Here is an 18,806-nt window from a genome sequence, read left to right as displayed (position 1 = left end):
CTCGATCCGAGGGAGGCTGTAACTTTCGCGTTAAAGCCGCAAGTGCGCGATCGCATTACGCTACGTTCTGAAGACCAACTTGCGGTGTGATCCCCAGCACATGACATACATCGCGGGTCAGTTCAGGGCGGTTCAGTGTGTAGAAATGCAGCTTGTCAACGCCGCCCTCGATCAGTTCGCTGCACAGTTCAGAACACAGCGCAGTGGCCAAGAGATCTTGCTGGTCGATCCGCTCTGCCTTCTCAAAGGCCTGCGTAACCCATGCAGGCACCGAGGTGCCGCAGCGCTGGGCAAACTTTGCCACACCTTTGAAATTCTCAATCGGCAGGATGCCGGGCACGACGCGATCGTCGATCCCTGCCTTGGCGCAGGCATCGCGGAAACGGAAGAAGGTGTCTGCCTCAAAGAAAAACTGCGTCAGTGCTTCGTCCGCGCCTGCATCCAGTTTGCGCTTCAGCCAGTCAACGTCGGCAGCGGAGGAGGGGCTTTCGGGGTGCTTCTCAGGGTAGGCGCCAACGCGGATGTTGAACTTGCCAGTCTCTGCCAGCGCTTCGATCAGTTCAATCGAGCTGGCGAACCCGTCTGTGTGCGGCTGAAACCCGTTTGCGCCCTTGGGCGGGTCGCCTCGCAGGGCGACAATGTCGGTGACGCCCGCAGCTGCAAATTCATCGGCAATGGCCAGCGTTTCAGTGCGCGTCGCCTCTACACAGGTCAGATGCGCGGCGACGTTCAGGCCCGATGTTTTGTGCAAAGTTGCCACTGCATCGCGGGTCAGATCCCGCGTGGTGCCGCCCGCGCCGTAGGTGACGGACACAAAGCGCGGTGCCAGCGGGGCCAATACCTGAACTGTGTCCCACAGGCGGAACGATGCCTCCAGATTTTGCGGCGGGAAGAATTCAAACGATACAGCAGGCACAGACGGGGAAACGGGCATGAGGGGTACTCCAAACAGAATGACGTGTTGTTTCCCTTGTCGTGAAAAGCTGTATGTGAGACAACTTCATAATACTAATAGTCAAGTTGAGGTTTGTTCATAATGCATATTGAGCTGCGCCACCTACGCACGATCAAAGCGATTGATGAAGCGGGCAGCCTGGCCCGCGCAGCGGATCGGCTGCACATCACCCAATCGGCGCTGTCGCATCAGATCAAACACCTCGAAGAACAAACCGGGGTGGAACTGTTCGTGCGCCGCTCCAAACCAATGCAGCTAACGGCTGCCGGTCGACGCCTGTTGCAAACGGCGGAAAAGATCTTGCCGGAAATGGCCGCGCTGGAGGAACAGTTTAAGGGCATCCTGTCAGGCAAAACCGGTCGTCTGCATATCGCTATCGAATGTCACGCATGTTTTGAATGGCTGTTTCCGGTGCTGGAGCAGTTCCGCAAAGCATGGGGCGAGGTAGACGTGGACATCCGCCCTGGCCTTGCCTTCGATGCGCTGCCTGCCCTGCAGAAGGAAGAGGTGGATCTGGTCGTATCCTCTGATCCAGAGGATATCGAAGGGGTGGAGTTCATTCCGCTATTTGACTACGCGCCGGTCTTTGTCGCCGCCGCCACACATCCGCTGGCGCAGAAAGAGTGGGTCGAGGCCGCTGATTTTGAGGGTGAAACGCTGATCACCTATCCGGTGGACCGCGCACGTTTGGATGTCTTTACCGAATTATTGACCCCCGCAGGTGTGGAGCCTGCTGCCCAGCGGCAGGTGGAATTGACCGCCGTGATCCTTTTGCTGGTCGCCTCAAACCGCGGTGTTGCGGTCCTGCCCGATTGGGTGGTGCGGGAGGTGAAGTATTCCTCTGACTATGTGACCCGCCCGATCACAGAAAATGGCCTTACAAAACGTCTATACGCCGCCGTGCGCACAGAGGATGTGACGCGCCCGTTCGTATCGCACTTCATCCGTCTTGCCAGAACGGAACCCGTGAAACTGCAACGCCAATAACACAAGAGGCCAAAGGCGCGATCGCAACGCAGATATGCACCCTACGCAAGGCGAAACCCCCTTGGCAAAAAGGCAAACCCAGCCTATACGCACGGCTTGAACGCGCGCCGTGGCGCCAGACCGAACAACCGCGCCGAACAAACGCCCGCAAACTCGAGGAGCCTCACCGATGCAAGGCAGTGCAAATCTCAACATCATGATCAAAGCCGCCCGCAAGGCAGGCCGGTCGCTGGTGAAGGACTTCCGCGAGGTGGAAAACCTGCAGGTGTCGATGAAAGGCGCGGGCGATTTTGTGTCCAAGGCTGACATGGCTGCCGAAGAAATCCTGAAGGCCGAACTGATGGGTGCACGTCCCACCTACGGCTGGCTGGGCGAAGAAAGCGGTGAGGAAGAGGGTCAGGACCCGACCCGTCGCTGGATCGTTGATCCGCTGGATGGCACCACCAACTTCCTGCACGGTCTGCCGCACTGGGCCATTTCCATTGCGCTGGAACATAAGGGCCAGATCGTATCGGGCGTTGTTTACGACGCGGCCAAGGACGAAATGTTCTACGCTGAAAAAGGCGCTGGCGCATGGCTGAACGACAGCAACCGTCTGCGTGTATCGGGCCGTCACCGGATGATCGAATCCGTGTTTGCCACCGGCATTCCGTTTGCGGCAAAACGCACCCTGCCTGCCACCCTGCAGGATCTGGCGCGTATCATGCCTGAATGTGCAGGCGTGCGCCGCTTCGGCTCTGCCGCGCTGGATCTGGCCTATGTGGCGGCTGGCCGTTACGACGGCTACTGGGAGCGTGAGCTGAACATCTGGGACATCGCCGCCGGTGCGTTGATCGCGACCGAAGCTGGCGCAATGATCGGCCCGATCCGCGAAGGCCAAGATCCCCTGCGTGACGGCAATCTGGTGATCGCCAACAACGACATTTTTGAAAAATTCGCCAAGATCATCCGCGCCCGCGATTAAGCCGCACGATCTTGAGTGACAGTTTGAAAACCGCCCGCTGCGACAGTCGGGCGGTTTTTCTTTGCGCGCGTGGGGTTAGCGATCACTGGGATGGTTGACCCCATCGGCCCAGTCGACGTCCCCCAGATCACGCGGATTGACGCCTTCGATGCAGGCGGCGTTCACGCCGTATTCATTCGGGTTCGACCGCCGTTGGTGATGGGTGTAGATGCCGCAGGTCTTGCAGAAATGGTGCTTCGCCGTGCCGGTGCCCCACGTGTATAGCGTCAGGTTCTCCGCGCCTCTCACCACCTCAATCCCATCCAGTGGGGCGGATACCGCGATGGCACCACGGCGGCGGCAGAACGAACAATCGCAGCGTCGCGCGGTGTTCAGCCCATCGCTGAGGCGCACGCGCAGCTCAACCGCGCCGCAGTGACAAGTTAGTTTGACGGGGTTTGTTCGCGAAACAGTCATTTTTTCCTCCTTACAGTGGGGATGCGGCTGGTGGAGTAGTGATATTGCACTTCCGGATGGCGTGGGCGACCGCTTTGGCGTTTCCAATAGCCTGTCGCGCCCCGCCGCAGCCATAGGGGAATGGTCAGGACAAATCCGGCAACAAAACCGCCTGCATGGGCCCAGTAAGCGACCCCGCCATCACCCGCATTTGCATCCGCGCCACCAAGGATTTGAAAGCCGAACCAGGCCGCCAGAACGATCCACGCGGGCACGGTGAAGATGCGCACCAGAAAGACGATGAAGAACAGGATATCCACCCGCGCACGTGGAAACAGCAGCAAATAGCCGCCCATCACGCCCGCGATGGCCCCAGAGGCGCCAACTGTTGGCACGTTAGACCATGGTGCGGCTACGACATGGGCCAGCGCAGCAGCCAGGCCAGAGACAAGATAGAATATCAGATAGCCGAGATGGCCCATCTCATCCTCCAGATTGTCGCCGAAAATCCACAGGAACAGCATATTTCCCCCAAGGTGCATCCAGCCGCCGTGTAAAAACATAGTGCTGAACAGCCCATGCAGATCCTCACCCCGACTGATGCGATCGGGATACAGCGCCCACGCGTCAAAGAACGCAAAAAGACGGCGTTGGTCTGCAAACATGTCGGAATAGCCGACGAATATCAGCACGTTGATCGCAATCAGCGCATATGTGACAAAGGGCGTTCTGCTGGACGGGTTGTGGTCGCGAATAGGAAGCATGTTGCAAAATCTCTGCGTTGCAGCGGATGCTGTCAATGTATGATCGCGCAGCCGTGACTTGATCCGTTGGCGATTTGTGCCACCATTTCCGTCATGAAACGCGCCTTGTCCCTCTCCGCTGTCGCCTTTTTTGCAACCATATCCGGTCCTCTTTATGCGTCGGATTGCCCGCCTGTGGCTGATCACGGTGATCAGATCGCGGCGTTGCTTAATCAGGCACGGGTGGCACCGGACGCGCGATCGGGTCAGTTGATCAGCAATGAGATGTGGGCGCTTTGGGCCAAGGCACCGGATGAGGTCGCGCAGGCGATCTTGGATCGGGGGATGTCCAAACGTGCATCCTATGATTTTATCGGGGCCAAAGCGGATTTCGATGCTCTTGTCTCTTACTGTCCCGACTATGCTGAGGGGTATAATCAACGCGCCTTTGTTCTGTTTCTAACACAGGACTATGAAGCAGCGCTGGCAGATCTGGATCGTGCCTTGGAACGCTCACCCACCCATGTCGCGGCTCTTGCTGGTAAGGCGCTGACCTTGATGGGGTTGAACCGTCTGGCAGAGGGGCAGGTGTTGTTGCGTCAGGCCTTGGCGCTTAACCCGTGGTTGCCGGAACGTAGCATGCTGTTGCCGCAGGGCACCCCCGATAAAGACACGGATCTTTGAACGTTTCCAACGCATAACGCTCCAAAAGGGCGTCTTTACACCTGCTATGTTTTCGTTATGGTCGCCGCGAAACCGTTCTTTGGGGCGTTCCCAAAAATGCTGCCCGCGTGGTGGAATGGTAGACACAGGAGACTTAAAATCTCTAGGCCGTATAGGCCGTGCCGGTTCGAGTCCGGCCGCGGGTACCACTATCGTGTTGTGACACGGGGTTGATAGGCTAATATCAAGCCATCGGTGCATGTCAGCGGACAGCAATAGGGACGAGACATGAAGGGTTTGTCACTGCCGCAAATGCGGGCGATCGAAGCAGTTGCTGAAAGTGGGTCGTTTTCAGGGGCTGCCAAACGATTGGGCATTTCCCAGCCTTCGGTTTCCAACCATGTCACCGCTGTTGAAAACCGGTTCCGTACCAAACTTTTGGATCGTCGCGGACATGAGGTGTCAGCAACCGCCGACCTACTTGCCATCTTGCCCAAGATTCGATCCATCCTCGTGCTGGTGGATGAACTGGAACGCACCCTGAACAGTAAAAAGTCATTGGAGACAGGCCAGCTGCGGGTCGGCTATTCGACCTATCAGGTGGCCATGCCTATTTTGACGCGGTTCATGCACCGGTATCCGGCTGTTCAGGTCGAAGCCCGCGCTATGGCGTCACACGATTTGATCGTCGCGCTGGAAAATGGCGATTTGGATGCGATTTGTGTCACCGCTCGGGAATTGCCTGCCCATCTGGCAGGGGCCAAAATTTGCGATATGCGGGTGATTGTGGCGGTCCCGCAGGATCATGAATTTGCTGGTCGCGATAGCGTCGCGCTACGCGATCTGGTTGGTCAGCCGTTGATCCAGCGCGAAGCCAGTTCAAGCACCCGCCGGATGTTCGATGCACAGGCGTCCCTGTTGCAGTTGCAAATGACCACCAGTCTCGCAGTGGGGTCTTGGGGATCTATTGTGGAACTGGTGCGCGGCGGCATCGGTCTGGGCATCGGCCTGGATTGCGAGGTGACGCAAGAAACGGGTATCAGCGCAGTGCCAATTTCTGATCCGGTGATCCCTGTGGCGCAGTTTGTAGCGCATTTGCCCGAACGGCGTATGGTGTCCACCGTGCAGGCTTTCTTGGAAATGGCGCGGCAGGCGTCCAGTTGATCTGACATTTGGACAACGGATCGGTGACGAATTCGCGACAGGATACAATCTATAGCTAAAAACTATCAATTATTATCATTGATCTTAATTGACTATAATCGGGAAGGGATCTTCAGACTCAAAGGCGTTCCCGATGCAAACTCCTGTGCCTCATTCCTCTTCTCTCCCGCAGGATCCATACCTGCTGACCCCTGGCCCCCTGACAACCTCTGTTACTGTGAAAGAGGCAATGCTGCGCGATTGGGGCAGCTGGGATGGCGATTTCCGCGCTATGACCCGCGAAATGCGCCAACGCCTGATTGCTATGCTGGGCGAAGGTGGCGATGCCTATGACTGCGTTCCAATGCAGGGATCGGGCACTTTCGCAGTCGAGGCGATGCTGTCCACCTTCATCCCGCGCGATGGCAAGGCGCTGGTTCTGGCGAACGGCGCCTATGGCAAGCGCGCGGCAGAAACCCTGCGCTACATCGACCGCGCCTGCGTATTGCTGGACAAAGGCGACTACCTGCCGCCGCGGGGTGCAGAGGTTGCGGATATTCTGGCCGCTGATCCTGAGATCACCCATGTGGTTGCAATCCACTGCGAAACAAGTTCAGGCATTCTCAACCCGCTAGCCGAAATTGCCGAGGCCACCGCGCAAGCGGGCCGCAAACTGTTGATCGACAGCATGTCGGCGTTCGGCGCCTTGCAATTGCAGGCAGCCGATTTTCCGTTCGAAGCGGTAGTCTCCTCAGCCAACAAGTGTATTGAAGGTGTGCCTGGTTTCGGTTTCGTCCTCGCGCGCAAAGAGGCGCTGGAGGCATCGAAAGGCAACTGTCATTCCCTCAGTCTTGACCTGCATGCGCAGTGGGTGAACATGGAAAGATCCGGCCAATGGCGTTTTACCCCGCCGACCCATGTTGTCGCCGCCTTCCTTCAGGCGCTGCGCGAACATGAGGACGAAGGTGGCGTTGCCGCCCGGGGTGCCCGTTACACGCATAACCGTGACGTGATGGTTGCGGGAATGCGGGAGCTGGGGTTTGAAACCCTGCTGTCCGACGATTGGCTGTCGCCGATTATCGTCACCTTCTTCTGCCCTGCTGACCCCAAGTTCAGCTTTGACGACTTCTACAATCTGATGAAGTCCAAGGGCTTCATTATCTATCCGGGCAAGCTGACCATTGCGGACAGTTTCCGTGTTGGCTGCATCGGTCGCATGGATGAAACCGTGATGCGCCAGGTGGTGACTGCAGCCGGTGAAAGCCTGGCCGTAATGGGCGTGGGCACCGCCGCACCGCCACAAAGCGCTTTGGATGAGCGTAAAAATCAACAAGCCGCCTGAACCCGCGCGACGAAAGGAACCTAAGAAATGACCAAGTTTAAAGCGGCCGTATTTGACTGGGCTGGCACCACCGTTGATTTCGGGTCTTTCGCGCCGATGGGCGTGTTTGTGAAGGCGTTTGAAACCTTCGGTATCACCGCCACCATCGCGGAGGCCCGCTGCCCTATGGGCAGTGCCAAATGGGACCATATCCGCGCGATGATGGACATGCCTGCGATTGCGGATCAATGGGCCGCCAAATATGGCGCCGCGCCCACCGATGCGGATGTTGATAAGGTTTATGAGGTCTTCGTGCCGATGAACGAAAAGGTGGCAGCTGACTACGCTGACCTGATCCCTGGCACTTTGGAAACCATGGCCTATCTACGTGGCAAGGGGATGAAGGTGGGATCCACCACCGGTTACACCCGTTCGATCATGGAAAACGTCCTGCCGGTGGCCAAGGCAAATGGGTATGAACCCGACAACCTGATCTGCGCTGATGACCTGCCCGAAGGCCGCCCCGGTCCCTTGTGCATGTATCAGTGCATGGTCGATCTGGTGGCCTACCCGCCTTCTGCGATCATCAAGGTGGACGATACAGCACCGGGTATTGGCGAAGGCGTTGCCGCTGGCTGTGTCACCGTTGGTGTTGCGCTGTCCGGCAACGCAGTGGGCAAAACGCCTGATGAATTGGCCGCGATGAGCGACGCCGAGGTGGACGTGCTGCGCCAGAAGGCCACCGCCATTCTGGTCGAGGCAGGTGCGCATCATGTGATCGACACCATCGCCGATCTGCCCGCCCTGATCGACCAGTTAGAGGCGCAGTAACATGGCCCTGAAACGTCCCAACATCCTATTGATCACCGCCGACCAATGGCGCGGCGACTGTCTTGGGGTGGTGGGGCACCCGACGGTCCGCACCCCACATTTGGACCGTTTCGCGCGGGACGAAGCGACTGTGTTCGCCCGCCATTATGCGGGGTGCGCGCCATGCTCTCCGGCGCGCGCCTCGCTCTATACTGGCTTGCAGCAGATGTCGCATCGTGTGGTGCGCAACGGCACGCCGCTGGATGCGCGGTTTGACAATATCGCGCTGGCGGCGCGGCGGGCGGGGTATCGCCCGACGCTGTTTGGCTACACGGATACTTCGCCAGATCCGCGCGGCCTTGTGGCAACGGATCCGACGTTGCAGACCTATGAGGGCGTGCTGCCCGGGTTCGAGGTGGGGCAGGGCCTGCCCGAAGATGACGGACCGTGGCTCGATTGGCTGGCGGAACGTGGTCACGACGTAGACACCGCGCTGCCAATGCAGGCCGCTGCGCCAGAGCCGGGGCAGCGTGTGTCGATGAAGCCCACCCGCTTTAGCGCCGAAGAGAGCCAAACCGCGTTTCTGACCGATGCCTTCTTGAACTGGCTACCAACCCAGGAAGCGGGGCAAGAGGATGCCGGATGGTTCGCGCATCTGTCCTTCCTGCGTCCGCACCCGCCGTTCAGTGCGCCTGCGCCGTTTAACGATATGTATGATCCCGAGGCGGATCTGCCCTACCTTCGTGCTGACAGCGCGGACGCGGAGCCGGACCTGCACCCGCTGGCATCCTATGTGCGCAACCGTCTGACCCTGCAGGGGTTTGTTGCAGGGGCTGAACAGCATGATAGCGCGTTGGAAGAGGCCGATTTCGATCGTATCCGTGCGGTGTACTACGGCATGATTTCCGAGGTGGACGCGCAGATGGGGCGTTTGCTGGATGCCTTGCGCGATCGCGTGGATTGGGACAACACGCTGGTTGTCTTCACCTCTGACCATGCAGAGATGATGGGCGATCACTATATGCTGGGTAAGGGCGGCTATTATGAACAGAGCTATCATATCCCGCTGATGATCAAGATGCCGGGGCATGGCACGCAGGGCGTGCAGGAGAAACTGACCTCAGCCATTGATGTCTTCCCCACACTGTTGGATGCGCTGGGGATTGAGGGCGCGCATGTGCCGAACGGTCGTTCGCTGTTGCCATACCTGAAAGACACCGCGCCGCAGGCTTGGCGGGATGGGGTGATCTGGGAATATGATTTCCGCGATGCGGTGCAGTCCGGCGGTATCAATCGGCCCGATCTGGCGCCGGACCAATGTGTGATGGTGTGCTATCGCAGCGACCGACACCTCTATGTGCACAGCGCAGGCTTTGCTCCGTTGCTGTTTGATTTGGAAAATGATCCTGCCTGCATGCACAACATTGCCGACACCGCACCAGACATACGCATCCGTATGGCCGAATCTCTACTGGCCGAACGTGCCCGTTGTGCAGACCAAACGCTGGCGCGGCACATGGTTTGGGACTGGCACACGGCCTAAGGTTTGACCAGTTGCTAAAAATTCGGGCTGACAGCGCAGAAACGTTGTCAGCCCGTTTCTGTTTGGGGCGCCAAAGTTGTGATGTGACGGTTTTATGAAGCACTCTTAATGATAGCGAAAACCTATAGTTTCAGGGAATTTGCAGTTTTGTCACATAAGCGGGGTTTTAAGGCCCGGTCGCAACTTTGTTGTCTCATCTATGCTTGGAGCAAACCATGACATCGAAATCCATTCTCCTGTCCGGCGCTGCGCTGGTCGCCTTTGCCACCGCTGCCTCTGCCAGCTGCCCCGCGGTGACGGTCGCCGACATGCAGGGCCTGTCTTCTGACTATCCGCAGCAGTTTGAACTGGCGGAATTTGAAAGCAAAGCCAGCTGTGATCTGGGATTTGCGCAGAACCCGGCGATTGCGGATCTGAACGCCCGCATCCTGGGCAACGCAGCACTGGCCGATGTGGCGGATCGCCTGCCGAAAGAGGCGCTGGTTGTGGCCCCTTACGCTGAAATCGGCAGCTACGGCGGCGCCATCACTGGCCTGTCCAAGGCAACTGAATCCGGTACCTCTGACCTGTTGTCGGTACGTCATGTGAACTTCGTCCGCTATGCCGATGACCTGCAAACCGTCGTGCCTAACATCGCCAAGGCCTGGGCGTGGAACGACGCTTACACCGAACTGACCATCACCCTGCGTGAGGGTCACAAATGGTCCGACGGTGCCGCCTTTACCGCGGCGGATGTTGAATTTTGGATGAACGACATCATCCTGAACCCTGATGTGTACGAAAAAACCCCTAGCCGTTGGCTGTTCGCTGGTGAACCGGTGAAGGTTGAGGCGCTGGATGATCTGACCGTCAAATTCACCCTGCCGGTGCCGACCCCCGGTCTGCTGAACCGCTTTGCGGTGGACTATGGCCAGCCGTTCCAGCCCAAGCATTTCCTCAGCCAGTTCATGCCGAAGTATAACGAAAACGCCGAAGCAATGGCGCAGGAATACGGCTTTGAAAACGCTGCTGCTGCCGTTGATTTCTACTACGGTGGGTCGGATTGGAAAGACGTGCCCTCGCCGCTGCTGAAAGACGCGGACAAAGCTGCCAAAATCGGCCGTGCCGTGGTGCCGACGCTGGAAAGCTACATCGTTGTCGAGGAAAGCGCCGAAGGCCGTAAGCTGGTCGCGAACCCCTATTTCCACCAGGTTGATACTGCCGGCAACCAGCTGCCTTACATCAACGAAATCGTTGAAACCTACGTGTCCGACAAAGAGGTCCAGAACCTCAAGATCATGAACGGCGATGTGGTTTGGAAACAGCAGGCGGTCTTCCTCGAAGATTTCCCGCTGCTGAAAGAAAACGAAGCGGGCGGAAACTACACTGTGTCCTTCGCGCCGACCTTTGGTGAAAACGTCTTCTTCTCGTTCAACCGTACCCACAAGGATCCGGTTCTGGCGGCGATCTTCAACGACGTGCGCTTTAACAAAGCGATGTCGGTGGCGATGAACCGGGATGAGATCAACGAGATCGTCTATCTGGGTCAGGGTACCCCGATGCAGGGCGTTCCGGCGGAACCGAAAACCGTTGCCTTTGTCAGCGATGAGGTTCTGAACAAGGATATCAACTACGATCCCGAAATGGCCAAATCGCTGCTGGCGGAAATGGGTCTGAAGGATGCGGATGGCGACGGCACCGTAGAACGTCCCGATGGCAAGCCGCTGGTCGTGCGTCTGGTGTATTCGTCGCAGGGTGTGCCGGTGAAAATGATGGAACTGGTACGCGATTACTGGACCGCAGTAGGCGTGCGTGTGGACCTGAAGGAAACCACATCGGACGAATACCGCGCGTCGGGCAACAACAACGATCTGGACCTGACCACCTGGAAATACGACGGCAACGCTGGCCCAACCATTTCGCAGGATGCCACCGTGTTCATCCCGCCGTTTGGTGACTTCTTCAACCCGGGCACTGGTTTTGGCTGGGCCGCGTGGAAAGACACCGCCGGCGCCGAAGGTGTGGAACCGCCCGCCGACATCGCCAAACTGTGGGATCTGTCGGAACAGTTCCTGCAGCAGGAAATGGGATCGGAGGAAAGCAACCGTCTGGGTGCCGAAATCACCAAGATCCACACTGACAACTTCCTGAAAATCGGCACCGTTGGCGACATCGTTGCGCCCTTCATGTACCGCAACGACCTGACCAACGTGAAGCCGATCAAGGCGAAGACCTACGACTTCTACTGGACCTATCCGTACCGTCCGCAGCAGTGGTTCCTGAAAAAGTAACCCCGCAATAGTCGATAAATCTGGATCAGGGCGCATGCGCAGGCGTGTGCCCTGATCTGACGGAAGGCGACAGCCCACCAAAGGAAAACCCAATGCTGCGTTTCACGCTTGAACGATTGATAGGCATGGTGATCACCATGGCTCTGGTCTCTGTCATGGTCTTTTTGATCATGGAAATTCCGCCCGGTGACTACGCCGACCGCTATGCGTTTCGCAAATACTCTGGCACTGGCGTCAATGTGACAGAGGCGGATATTCAGGCGATCCGCGCGGACCTCGGCCTAGATAAGCCGATGATGTTGCGCTATTTCGACTGGATCGGCGGCATCGTGTTGCGCGGGGATTTCGGGCAGGCCTTTGCCTTTGAAACCTCGGTGGTGAAGGTGATCGGCGACAAGGGATGGCTGACGCTGGGCATTCTGTTTGCCACGCTCTTGGTGACCTATCTGGTGTCGATCCCCGTGGGGATCTTTGCCGCAGTGCGCCGTGCGTCTGCGATGGATTACGGGCTGACGATCTTTTCCTACCTTGGGCTGGCGTTGCCGAACTTTTTGCTGGCGCTGGTGTTACTGTATTTCGCCAACCGCTGGTTTGGTGCCGATATTGGCGGGCTGTTTTCCGATCAATACGCGGATGCGCCGTGGTCGCTGGCCAAGGTGTGGGACATGATCAAACACCTATGGCTGCCTGCGGTGGTGCTGGCGTGGTCGGCGGTGGCCTATCAGATCCAGACCGTGCGCGCGACCATGTCGGATGAGCTGAACAAGCTATCAGTCACCGTTGCCCGCGCCCGTGGGGTGCCGGAAACCAAGCTGCTGATCAAATATCCGGCCCGTCTGGCGATCAACCCGATTGTGTCGACCATCGGCTTTGACGTGAACCGTATCTTTTCCGAACTGCCGATTGTGGCGGTGGTGCTGGGGCTGACGGAGCTTGGGGAGCTGTTGCTGCGCGCTTACCTCGACCTCGACATGTATGTGGCTGGGGCGATCTTGTTGCTGCTGACCTTCACCATTGTTTTCATGAATTTTGTGTCTGACCTGCTGCTGGCATGGCTGGACCCGCGCATCAAACTGGGGGCGTGAGCGATGACAGATGTGACACCTGAAACGACCCCGACCAAACTGACCGCCGAAGAACGTCGCCGGCAGAAATTCTACTCTGCCTCGCAATGGACGCTGATCTGGTGGCGCTTCCGCCGACACAAGGCGGCGATGGTGGCGGCGATGATCTTGGCGGTGATGGCAATCTCGGGCCTGTTTGCCGAGGTGGTCGCGCCCTATGGTCCCACCACGCGCGATGCCAAATATCTGGACGGCGCGCCGCAGATCCCGATGTTTTGCGACCAAAACGGCTGTTCGATGCGGCCCTTCGTGCATGGGGTCAGCACCAAACGCGATCCTGTCACCCTGCGCGCCGTTTCGGTGCCGGACCCTGACAAACGGGTCTATGTCCACTTCTTCGCCAAAGGCGAGGCAAACCATATTCTGGGGGTGATCCCCAACACACGCCACCTGTTCCTGCTGGATGATCCCAAGGCCAAGCTGCACCTTTGGGGCACCGACGATCTGGGCCGCGATGTGTTTTCGCGCACCATCTATGCGACGCGGGTGTCGCTGTCGATTGGGGTGTTGGGGGTGATGATCTCCTTCGTGCTGGCGCTGATCATTGGCGGCGTTGCGGGCTACGCAGGCGGTGTGCTTGATAGCGTGATCCAACGGGTGACCGAGGTGATCCGCGTGGTGCCGATCATCCCCCTTTACATGGGGCTTGCCGCCGCCATGCCGAAGGAATGGTCAACCACACAGGTCTATTTCGCCATGACGCTGATCCTTGGCCTGTTCGGCTGGCCAACGCTGGCACGGCGGATCCGGTCGCAGCTATTGTCGATCAGGAATGAGGATTACGTGGTCGCCGCCCGTCTGGCAGGTGCACGTCCGGCGCGGATCATCGGGCGGCATATGCTGCCCAGCTTCACCAGCTTTATCATCGTCGATCTGGTGATTTCCTTTCCCTACATGATCCTCAGTGAAACCGCGCTCAGCTTTGTTGGGTTGGGCCTGCGGCCGCCGACGGTCAGTTGGGGCGTGCTCTTGCAACAGGCGCAGTCGGTTCGGGTGATCGAACAGACGCCTTGGCTGTTTATTCCTGCGATCTTTGTGGTGGTGGCCGTGCTGGCGTTCACCGTGATTGGCGACGGTCTGCGTGATGCGGCCGATCCCTATTCCGACAGCCACTAAGGGGGACATGTGATGTTGAAAGTGGAAAACCTCTCCATCTCGTTTCAAACGGATGAGGGCATGATCACCCCGGTACAGAACGTCAGCTTCGCCGTGCAGGCAGGGCGCACGCTGGGCATTGTGGGTGAATCTGGATCCGGCAAATCGGTGTCGACCAAGGCGCTGATGAAACTGCTGCCGGGCAACAGCCGCGTGTCGGATGAGGCGCGGATGACCTACACCGACAAAGCAGGCCGTGAGGTGCGTATCGACCAGCTGAGGCCCAAGGGTCGCGATATTCGCCGGCTGCGCGGCGGTGAGATCGGGATGATCTTTCAGGAACCGATGGCGTCGTTTTCGCCGGTTTACACCATCGGCAACCAGATGATCGAAGCGATCCGCCTGCATCAGAAGGTGACCAAGAAAGAGGCCCGCGCGCAGGCAATCGCTATGCTGGACAAGGTCGGAATTTCCAACCCCGTGGGGCGCGTGGATCAATACCCGCATGAAATGTCCGGCGGGATGCGGCAACGGGCGATGATCGCGCTGGCCTTGGCCGCGCGTCCGGCGTTGTTGATCGCGGATGAGCCAACCACGGCGCTGGATGTGACCATTCAGGCGCAGGTGCTGGAACTGATGGCCGATCTGCAGCGTGATCTGGGGATGGGGATGATCTTTATCACCCACGATCTGGGGGTGATTGCACAGGTCGCGCAGGATGTGGCGGTGATGTATCTGGGCACGATTGTCGAAAGCGGCCCCACGGCGGATGTGATCCGCAACCCGCGCCATCCCTATACGCAGGGCCTGCTCAAGGCGATCCCTAGTCTGGATGCGCTGCATGATCGTCTAAGCCCCGTGCCCGGCGACATTCCCAGCCCCAACGAACGCCCGACCGGTTGCCCGTTCCACACCCGTTGTAGCCAGCGCCTGCAGGGGCTGTGCGATCAGCAACTGCCGCCTACCGTTCCCTTGGGCCCAAATCGCAGCGTCGCCTGTTGGCTGGAAACGCCAGAGCATCGCACAGGCGCAGAGGTGGATGCACAACAACAGATCAAACAGCAGGAACCCGCGCAATGACACAGGATGTTTTGATCGAGGTCCGCGATCTGGAAGTGTGTTTTGACATCAAAACCAAAAAGCTCTTCCGCACCGAGGTGCAGCAATTGCGCGCTGTGGATGGCGTCAGCTTTGACATCCGCCGTGGGGAAACCGTGGGGCTGGTGGGCGAATCTGGCTCGGGCAAGACCACAGTGGGCCGCGCCATTCTGCGCGCGATTGATCCCACAGATGGGGACGTGATTTTCCACAGCCGCAAACGCGACGTGGATCTGGCCCATGCCGATGCCAAAGAGCTGCGCGGGATGCGCAAGAAGATGGGCATGGTGATGGGCGAGGGCGCGCATTCCATTTCCGACATGGCGCATGATCTGTTGCGCGCCTTCCGTCCGCGGATGAGTCTGGTGTTTCAGGATCCCTATTCATCGCTTAACCCGCGGATGACGGTGCGCGATATCATTGCCGAACCGCTGATCGCCGGTGGGCTGATGCGCGACCGCGATCAGATCGACCAGCGCGTCCGCGAGATTGCTGCGCGGTGCAAGTTGAACCTAGAACACCTGCGCCGCTTCCCACATGCGTTTTCCGGTGGCCAGCGTCAGCGGATTTGTATCGCACGCGCCTTGGTGACCAAGCCCGATTTTGTGGTTTGTGACGAAAGCGTTTCGGCCCTTGATGTGTCCATTCAGGCCGAGATTGTAAACCTGTTGAAGGATTTGCAGGACGAAATGGGCGTCGCCTTCTTGTTTATCGCCCATGACCTGTCCGTCGTGGCGCAGATCAGCCACCGTGTGGCGGTGATGTATGTGGGCAAATTCGTGGAATACGCCCCGACCGACAGCCTGTTTTTCAAACCGCGCCATCCCTATACCAAGGCGCTGCTCTCCGCGATCCCGCAGGCGGATCCTGATGCGACCTTCAATCCCATGCGGCTGGAGGGGGAGATCCCAAATCCCCTTGCCGCGCCCTCTGGCTGTCGGTTCCACACCCGCTGCCCGATGGCGCAGGACATCTGCAAGGCCAAGGTCCCAGAATGGCGCGAACTGGCACCGGAACACTTTGTCGCCTGCCATTTCGCTGATGAAGCGGAGTAGAGCTAAGCCCTTGCCATTTGTCACCGCGCGGCGCATTGCTGCGCGATGACTGAGTAAAGGATAAATGCCATGACCTGTGATCTGTGTAGTGCGGACCGTGCCGTTGCCCCAATCCCCGTTGCCCCGCGGGATGACAGCGTGCAGCTGTGTGATGTCTGCCAGCAGGGCCTGACGGATGGCCCACAGGACGTGCCGCATTGGAAGTGTCTGAATGACGCGATCTGGTCCACCACACCGGCGGTGCAGGTATTGGCTTGGCGTCTACTGAACCGACTAGAGGCCGCATGGGCACGTGATCTGTTGGATATTGCCTATCTGGAACCAGATGTTCTGGTATGGGCAGAGGCTGGGCTGGAGGAAGCGCCAGACGTCATCCACCGCGACAGCAATGGCGCGGTTCTGGCGGCGGGCGATACCGTGGTTCTGATCAAGGATCTGCCGGTGAAAGGCGCAGGCTTCACCGCCAAACGCGGCACGGCTGTGCGCAACATCTCCCTCGTGCCGGATAACGAGACGCATATTGAGGGCCGTGTCGAAGGTCAGCGGATTGTGATCCTGACCCAGTTTGTGAAGAAGAGCTGATTGCGGATGAGGGTCGCGCCCGACCCTCGGGTGGGCGCATGTAACCATCGTGTTGTGCGGGACGGCTCAAACCAGACTGACCTTATTGTGATATAAGACATCGCAAACGCGCCCTCCCGTGCGGGAGGGTCGGGCGCGGCCCGGGCTGACGCCCGTGCTAAGTGGTTGAGAGGTTGCGCCTAAAAACAAAAGCCCGCCAAATCGGCGGGCTTTCTTCATTCTCTCAGGCAAGCCTCAGTCGCGGGTGCCAGAGAATTTCTCTTGCCACTCTTCGCGCTGCTCATCGCTGATCTTGGCAAACAGAACATCCGGCACGGTGAAGGCGTGACCGGCGGGCAGGGCGCTCAATGCCTCGGCCACATCGCCGGGCCAGCTGTCATCGCTTGCGCCCATCGCCTCCAGCATCTTGGCAGAGGTGAAGGGGATAAACGGCGCTGACAGAACCGCGTAGAGGCGGATCAAGTTCAGACCCAGACGCACCTGCGCCGCTGCCTGTTCGGGATCGGTCTTGAAGGTCGACCATGGCGCTGCTGCCTGCAGGTATTCGTTGCCCGCAACCCAGATGCTGCGCAATTCCTGCGCAGCTTTGCGGACCTCTTTATCCTCCATGAAGCCTTCATAGGCGCGCACCTTGGATGTCAGGTCGGCAATCAGCGCCTGTTCCTGTTCGCCAAAGGTGCCACCTTCCGGAACCGCCTCGGAGAACTTCGAGCGGCAGAATTTGGTGATCCGGCTGACAAAGTTGCCCAGAACGTCCGCCAGATCCTTGTTCACCGACTGTTGGAAGTTTTCCCAGGTGAACTCGCTGTCCGAACTTTCCGGTGCGTGGCTCAACAGCCACCAGCGCCAGTAGTCGGCGGGCAGGATTGCCAGCGCCTGATCCTGGAACACGCCGCGACCGCGCGAGGTGGAGAATTGGCCGCCATCATAGTTCAGGTAGTTGAAGGACTTGATGTAGTCCACCAGCTTCCACGGCTCACCGGACCCAAGGATGGTCGACGGGAACGATAGCGTATGGAAGGGCACGTTATCCTTGCCCATGAACTGCGTGTAGGTCACATCATCCGCGCCCTTGTCGGTGCGCCACCAGCGTTCCCAGTCACTGCCTTTGCCCGCAGCAACCCATTCCTGCGCGCAGGCGATATATTCGATCGGCGCGTCGAACCAGACGTAGAAGACCTTGCCTTCCATGCCTTCCCAGTCCTGTTCGCCGCGTTTCACAGGTACGCCCCAATCCAGATCACGGGTGATGCCGCGATCCTGCAGTCCGTCACCATCGTTCAGCCACTTCTTGGCGATCGAGGTGGTCAGCACCGGCCAGTCACTCTTGCTGTCGATCCAGTCGTTCAACTGGTCCTTCATCTGGCTTTGACCCAAGTAAAGGTGCTTGGTCGCGCGCATTTCCAGATCGGTGGAGCCGGAGATGGTCGAATAAGGATTGATCAGATCCACCGGATCCAGCTGCTTGGTGCAGTTGTCACACTGATCACCACGCGCGCTGTCAAACCCGCAGTTGGGGCAGGTGCCTTCGATATAGCGATCCGGCAGGTAGCGGCCATCGGCGTTGGAATACATCTGGTTTTCAGACACTTCACGGATTAGGCCCTTGTCGGCCAGCACACCGGCGAAATGCTGGGTCAGCTGTTTGTTTTCCTCGGACGACGAACGGCCAAAGTGATCGAAGCTGAGGCCGAAACCAGCTGCAATCTCTGCCTGTTTTTCGTGCAATTCGGCGCAGTAGCTGGCGACGTCCTGACCGGCCTTTGCGGCGGCCAGTTCGGCGGGGGTGCCGTGTTCGTCGGTGGCGCAGATGAACATCACCTCATTGCCGCGACCGCGCTGGTAGCGCGCAAACAGGTCCGCAGGCAGCTGAGAGCCCACAAGGTTGCCGAGGTGTTTGATCCCGTTGATATAGGGAAGTGCCGAGGTGATCAGATGCCGTGCCATAAACCCAAGTCCAGATATACGTGTTGTCCTCCCCTTTAGCGCAAGGGCGCGGCCTGTGCCACCGCTAGATG

The 18,806-nt window shown here is 58.7% G+C and carries 17 protein-coding genes and 1 tRNA gene; 14 read left to right on the top strand and 4 right to left on the bottom strand.

Annotation, left to right across the window (positions count from 1 at the left end):
* Positions 1 to 55: 55 nt before the first annotated feature.
* Positions 56 to 934 carry a methylenetetrahydrofolate reductase [NAD(P)H] gene (metF, locus tag TM5383_RS05755; protein ID WP_058318068.1) on the bottom strand — a complete coding sequence of 293 codons (879 nt, stop codon included), beginning with the start codon at positions 932 to 934 and terminating at the stop codon, positions 56 to 58.
* Between the two features lie 102 nt (positions 935 to 1,036).
* On the opposite strand from metF, the gene TM5383_RS05750 reads away from it, so the two are divergent.
* Both TM5383_RS05750 and TM5383_RS05745 read left to right on the top strand, forming a co-directional pair.
* Positions 1,037 to 1,942, top strand: a complete 906-nt coding sequence (locus TM5383_RS05750; RefSeq protein WP_058318067.1) for a LysR family transcriptional regulator — start codon at positions 1,037 to 1,039, stop codon at positions 1,940 to 1,942.
* A 169-nt stretch (positions 1,943 to 2,111) separates the two neighbouring features.
* Positions 2,112 to 2,906, top strand: coding sequence for an inositol monophosphatase family protein (locus TM5383_RS05745; RefSeq protein ID WP_058318066.1), 795 nt, complete (start codon positions 2,112 to 2,114; stop codon positions 2,904 to 2,906).
* Positions 2,907 to 2,981: 75 nt separating this feature from the next.
* Here TM5383_RS05745 and TM5383_RS05740 read toward each other — a convergent pair whose 3' ends face one another.
* Together TM5383_RS05740 and TM5383_RS05735 are read right to left on the bottom strand one after the other, a co-directional pair.
* The gene (locus TM5383_RS05740; RefSeq protein ID WP_058318065.1) at positions 2,982 to 3,362 is read right to left on the bottom strand and encodes a GFA family protein; all 381 of its coding nucleotides are present in this window, start codon (positions 3,360 to 3,362) and stop codon (positions 2,982 to 2,984) included.
* Positions 3,359 to 4,105, bottom strand: a complete 747-nt coding sequence (locus TM5383_RS05735) for a rhomboid family intramembrane serine protease (protein WP_058318064.1) — start codon at positions 4,103 to 4,105, stop codon at positions 3,359 to 3,361. The genes TM5383_RS05740 and TM5383_RS05735 overlap by 4 nt, the downstream gene beginning before the upstream one ends.
* A gap of 93 nt (positions 4,106 to 4,198) precedes the next feature.
* Between TM5383_RS05735 and TM5383_RS05730 the strand changes: the two genes are divergently transcribed.
* The 12 genes from TM5383_RS05730 to TM5383_RS05675 all read left to right on the top strand — a co-directional run bounded on the left by TM5383_RS05730 (position 4,199) and on the right by TM5383_RS05675 (position 16,788).
* The gene (locus TM5383_RS05730) at positions 4,199 to 4,768 is read left to right on the top strand and encodes a tetratricopeptide repeat protein (protein WP_058318063.1); all 570 of its coding nucleotides are present in this window, start codon (positions 4,199 to 4,201) and stop codon (positions 4,766 to 4,768) included.
* Between the two features lie 101 nt (positions 4,769 to 4,869).
* Positions 4,870 to 4,956, top strand: a tRNA-Leu gene (locus TM5383_RS05725).
* Between the two features lie 79 nt (positions 4,957 to 5,035).
* Positions 5,036 to 5,911, top strand: a complete 876-nt coding sequence (locus TM5383_RS05720; RefSeq protein WP_058318062.1) for a LysR family transcriptional regulator — start codon at positions 5,036 to 5,038, stop codon at positions 5,909 to 5,911.
* A gap of 133 nt (positions 5,912 to 6,044) precedes the next feature.
* Positions 6,045 to 7,232, top strand: a complete 1,188-nt coding sequence (locus TM5383_RS05715) for a 2-aminoethylphosphonate--pyruvate transaminase (protein WP_058318061.1) — start codon at positions 6,045 to 6,047, stop codon at positions 7,230 to 7,232.
* Positions 7,233 to 7,259: 27 nt separating this feature from the next.
* Positions 7,260 to 8,042, top strand: a complete 783-nt coding sequence (gene phnX, locus TM5383_RS05710; protein WP_058318060.1) for a phosphonoacetaldehyde hydrolase — start codon at positions 7,260 to 7,262, stop codon at positions 8,040 to 8,042.
* 1 nt (position 8,043) lies between these two features.
* The gene (locus TM5383_RS05705; protein WP_058318059.1) at positions 8,044 to 9,564 is read left to right on the top strand and encodes a sulfatase-like hydrolase/transferase; all 1,521 of its coding nucleotides are present in this window, start codon (positions 8,044 to 8,046) and stop codon (positions 9,562 to 9,564) included.
* A gap of 215 nt (positions 9,565 to 9,779) precedes the next feature.
* A complete protein-coding gene (locus TM5383_RS05700; RefSeq protein ID WP_058318401.1) occupies positions 9,780 to 11,834 on the top strand; it encodes an ABC transporter substrate-binding protein in 2,055 nt (684 codons plus the stop codon).
* A 92-nt stretch (positions 11,835 to 11,926) separates the two neighbouring features.
* Positions 11,927 to 12,919, top strand: a complete 993-nt coding sequence (locus TM5383_RS05695; RefSeq protein WP_076399935.1) for an ABC transporter permease — start codon at positions 11,927 to 11,929, stop codon at positions 12,917 to 12,919.
* A 3-nt stretch (positions 12,920 to 12,922) separates the two neighbouring features.
* Positions 12,923 to 14,074 (top strand): ABC transporter permease, encoded by a 1,152-nt coding sequence (locus TM5383_RS05690; RefSeq protein WP_058318058.1) that lies wholly within the window; start codon positions 12,923 to 12,925, stop codon positions 14,072 to 14,074.
* A gap of 12 nt (positions 14,075 to 14,086) precedes the next feature.
* Positions 14,087 to 15,133: an ABC transporter ATP-binding protein gene (locus tag TM5383_RS05685; protein WP_058318057.1), complete on the top strand. Its 1,047-nt coding sequence runs from the start codon at positions 14,087 to 14,089 to the stop codon at positions 15,131 to 15,133.
* A complete protein-coding gene (locus TM5383_RS05680; RefSeq protein ID WP_058318056.1) occupies positions 15,130 to 16,206 on the top strand; it encodes an ABC transporter ATP-binding protein in 1,077 nt (358 codons plus the stop codon). The genes TM5383_RS05685 and TM5383_RS05680 overlap by 4 nt, the downstream gene beginning before the upstream one ends.
* 69 nt (positions 16,207 to 16,275) lie before the next feature.
* The gene (locus TM5383_RS05675) at positions 16,276 to 16,788 is read left to right on the top strand and encodes a PhnA domain-containing protein (protein WP_058318055.1); all 513 of its coding nucleotides are present in this window, start codon (positions 16,276 to 16,278) and stop codon (positions 16,786 to 16,788) included.
* 234 nt (positions 16,789 to 17,022) lie between these two features.
* On the opposite strand, the gene metG is transcribed toward TM5383_RS05675, so the two are convergent.
* Complete coding sequence (gene metG / locus TM5383_RS05670) at positions 17,023 to 18,735, bottom strand: methionine--tRNA ligase (RefSeq protein ID WP_058318054.1); 1,713 nt, start codon at positions 18,733 to 18,735, stop codon at positions 17,023 to 17,025.
* Positions 18,736 to 18,806: the final 71 nt, after the last annotated feature.

It is taken from the genome of Thalassovita mediterranea (assembly GCF_001458435.1).
GTDB classification, from domain to species: domain Bacteria; phylum Pseudomonadota; class Alphaproteobacteria; order Rhodobacterales; family Rhodobacteraceae; genus Thalassobius; species Thalassobius mediterraneus.
Note: the sequence above shows the minus strand (reverse complement) of the source record. Positions and strands in the feature narration are given on the sequence as shown.

Bases quoted from the DNA above. Each gene is read 5' to 3' on its own strand.
- TM5383_RS05700 (WP_058318401.1), top strand. From the start codon at position 9,780: ATGACATCGAAATCCATTCTCCTGTCCGGCGCTGCGCTGGTCGCCTTT.
- TM5383_RS05750 (WP_058318067.1), top strand. From the start codon at position 1,037: ATGCATATTGAGCTGCGCCACCTACGCACGATCAAAGCGATTGATGAA.
- TM5383_RS05735 (WP_058318064.1), bottom strand. From the start codon at position 4,105: ATGCTTCCTATTCGCGACCACAACCCGTCCAGCAGAACGCCCTTTGTC.
- TM5383_RS05695 (WP_076399935.1), top strand. From the start codon at position 11,927: ATGCTGCGTTTCACGCTTGAACGATTGATAGGCATGGTGATCACCATG.
- TM5383_RS05675 (WP_058318055.1), top strand. From the start codon at position 16,276: ATGACCTGTGATCTGTGTAGTGCGGACCGTGCCGTTGCCCCAATCCCC.
- TM5383_RS05690 (WP_058318058.1), top strand. From the start codon at position 12,923: ATGACAGATGTGACACCTGAAACGACCCCGACCAAACTGACCGCCGAA.
- metG (WP_058318054.1), bottom strand. From the start codon at position 18,735: ATGGCACGGCATCTGATCACCTCGGCACTTCCCTATATCAACGGGATC.
- TM5383_RS05705 (WP_058318059.1), top strand. From the start codon at position 8,044: ATGGCCCTGAAACGTCCCAACATCCTATTGATCACCGCCGACCAATGG.
- TM5383_RS05685 (WP_058318057.1), top strand. From the start codon at position 14,087: ATGTTGAAAGTGGAAAACCTCTCCATCTCGTTTCAAACGGATGAGGGC.
- TM5383_RS05740 (WP_058318065.1), bottom strand. From the start codon at position 3,362: ATGACTGTTTCGCGAACAAACCCCGTCAAACTAACTTGTCACTGCGGC.
- metF (WP_058318068.1), bottom strand. From the start codon at position 934: ATGCCCGTTTCCCCGTCTGTGCCTGCTGTATCGTTTGAATTCTTCCCG.
- phnX (WP_058318060.1), top strand. From the start codon at position 7,260: ATGACCAAGTTTAAAGCGGCCGTATTTGACTGGGCTGGCACCACCGTT.
- TM5383_RS05715 (WP_058318061.1), top strand. From the start codon at position 6,045: ATGCAAACTCCTGTGCCTCATTCCTCTTCTCTCCCGCAGGATCCATAC.
- TM5383_RS05680 (WP_058318056.1), top strand. From the start codon at position 15,130: ATGACACAGGATGTTTTGATCGAGGTCCGCGATCTGGAAGTGTGTTTT.
- TM5383_RS05745 (WP_058318066.1), top strand. From the start codon at position 2,112: ATGCAAGGCAGTGCAAATCTCAACATCATGATCAAAGCCGCCCGCAAG.
- TM5383_RS05720 (WP_058318062.1), top strand. From the start codon at position 5,036: ATGAAGGGTTTGTCACTGCCGCAAATGCGGGCGATCGAAGCAGTTGCT.
- TM5383_RS05730 (WP_058318063.1), top strand. From the start codon at position 4,199: ATGAAACGCGCCTTGTCCCTCTCCGCTGTCGCCTTTTTTGCAACCATA.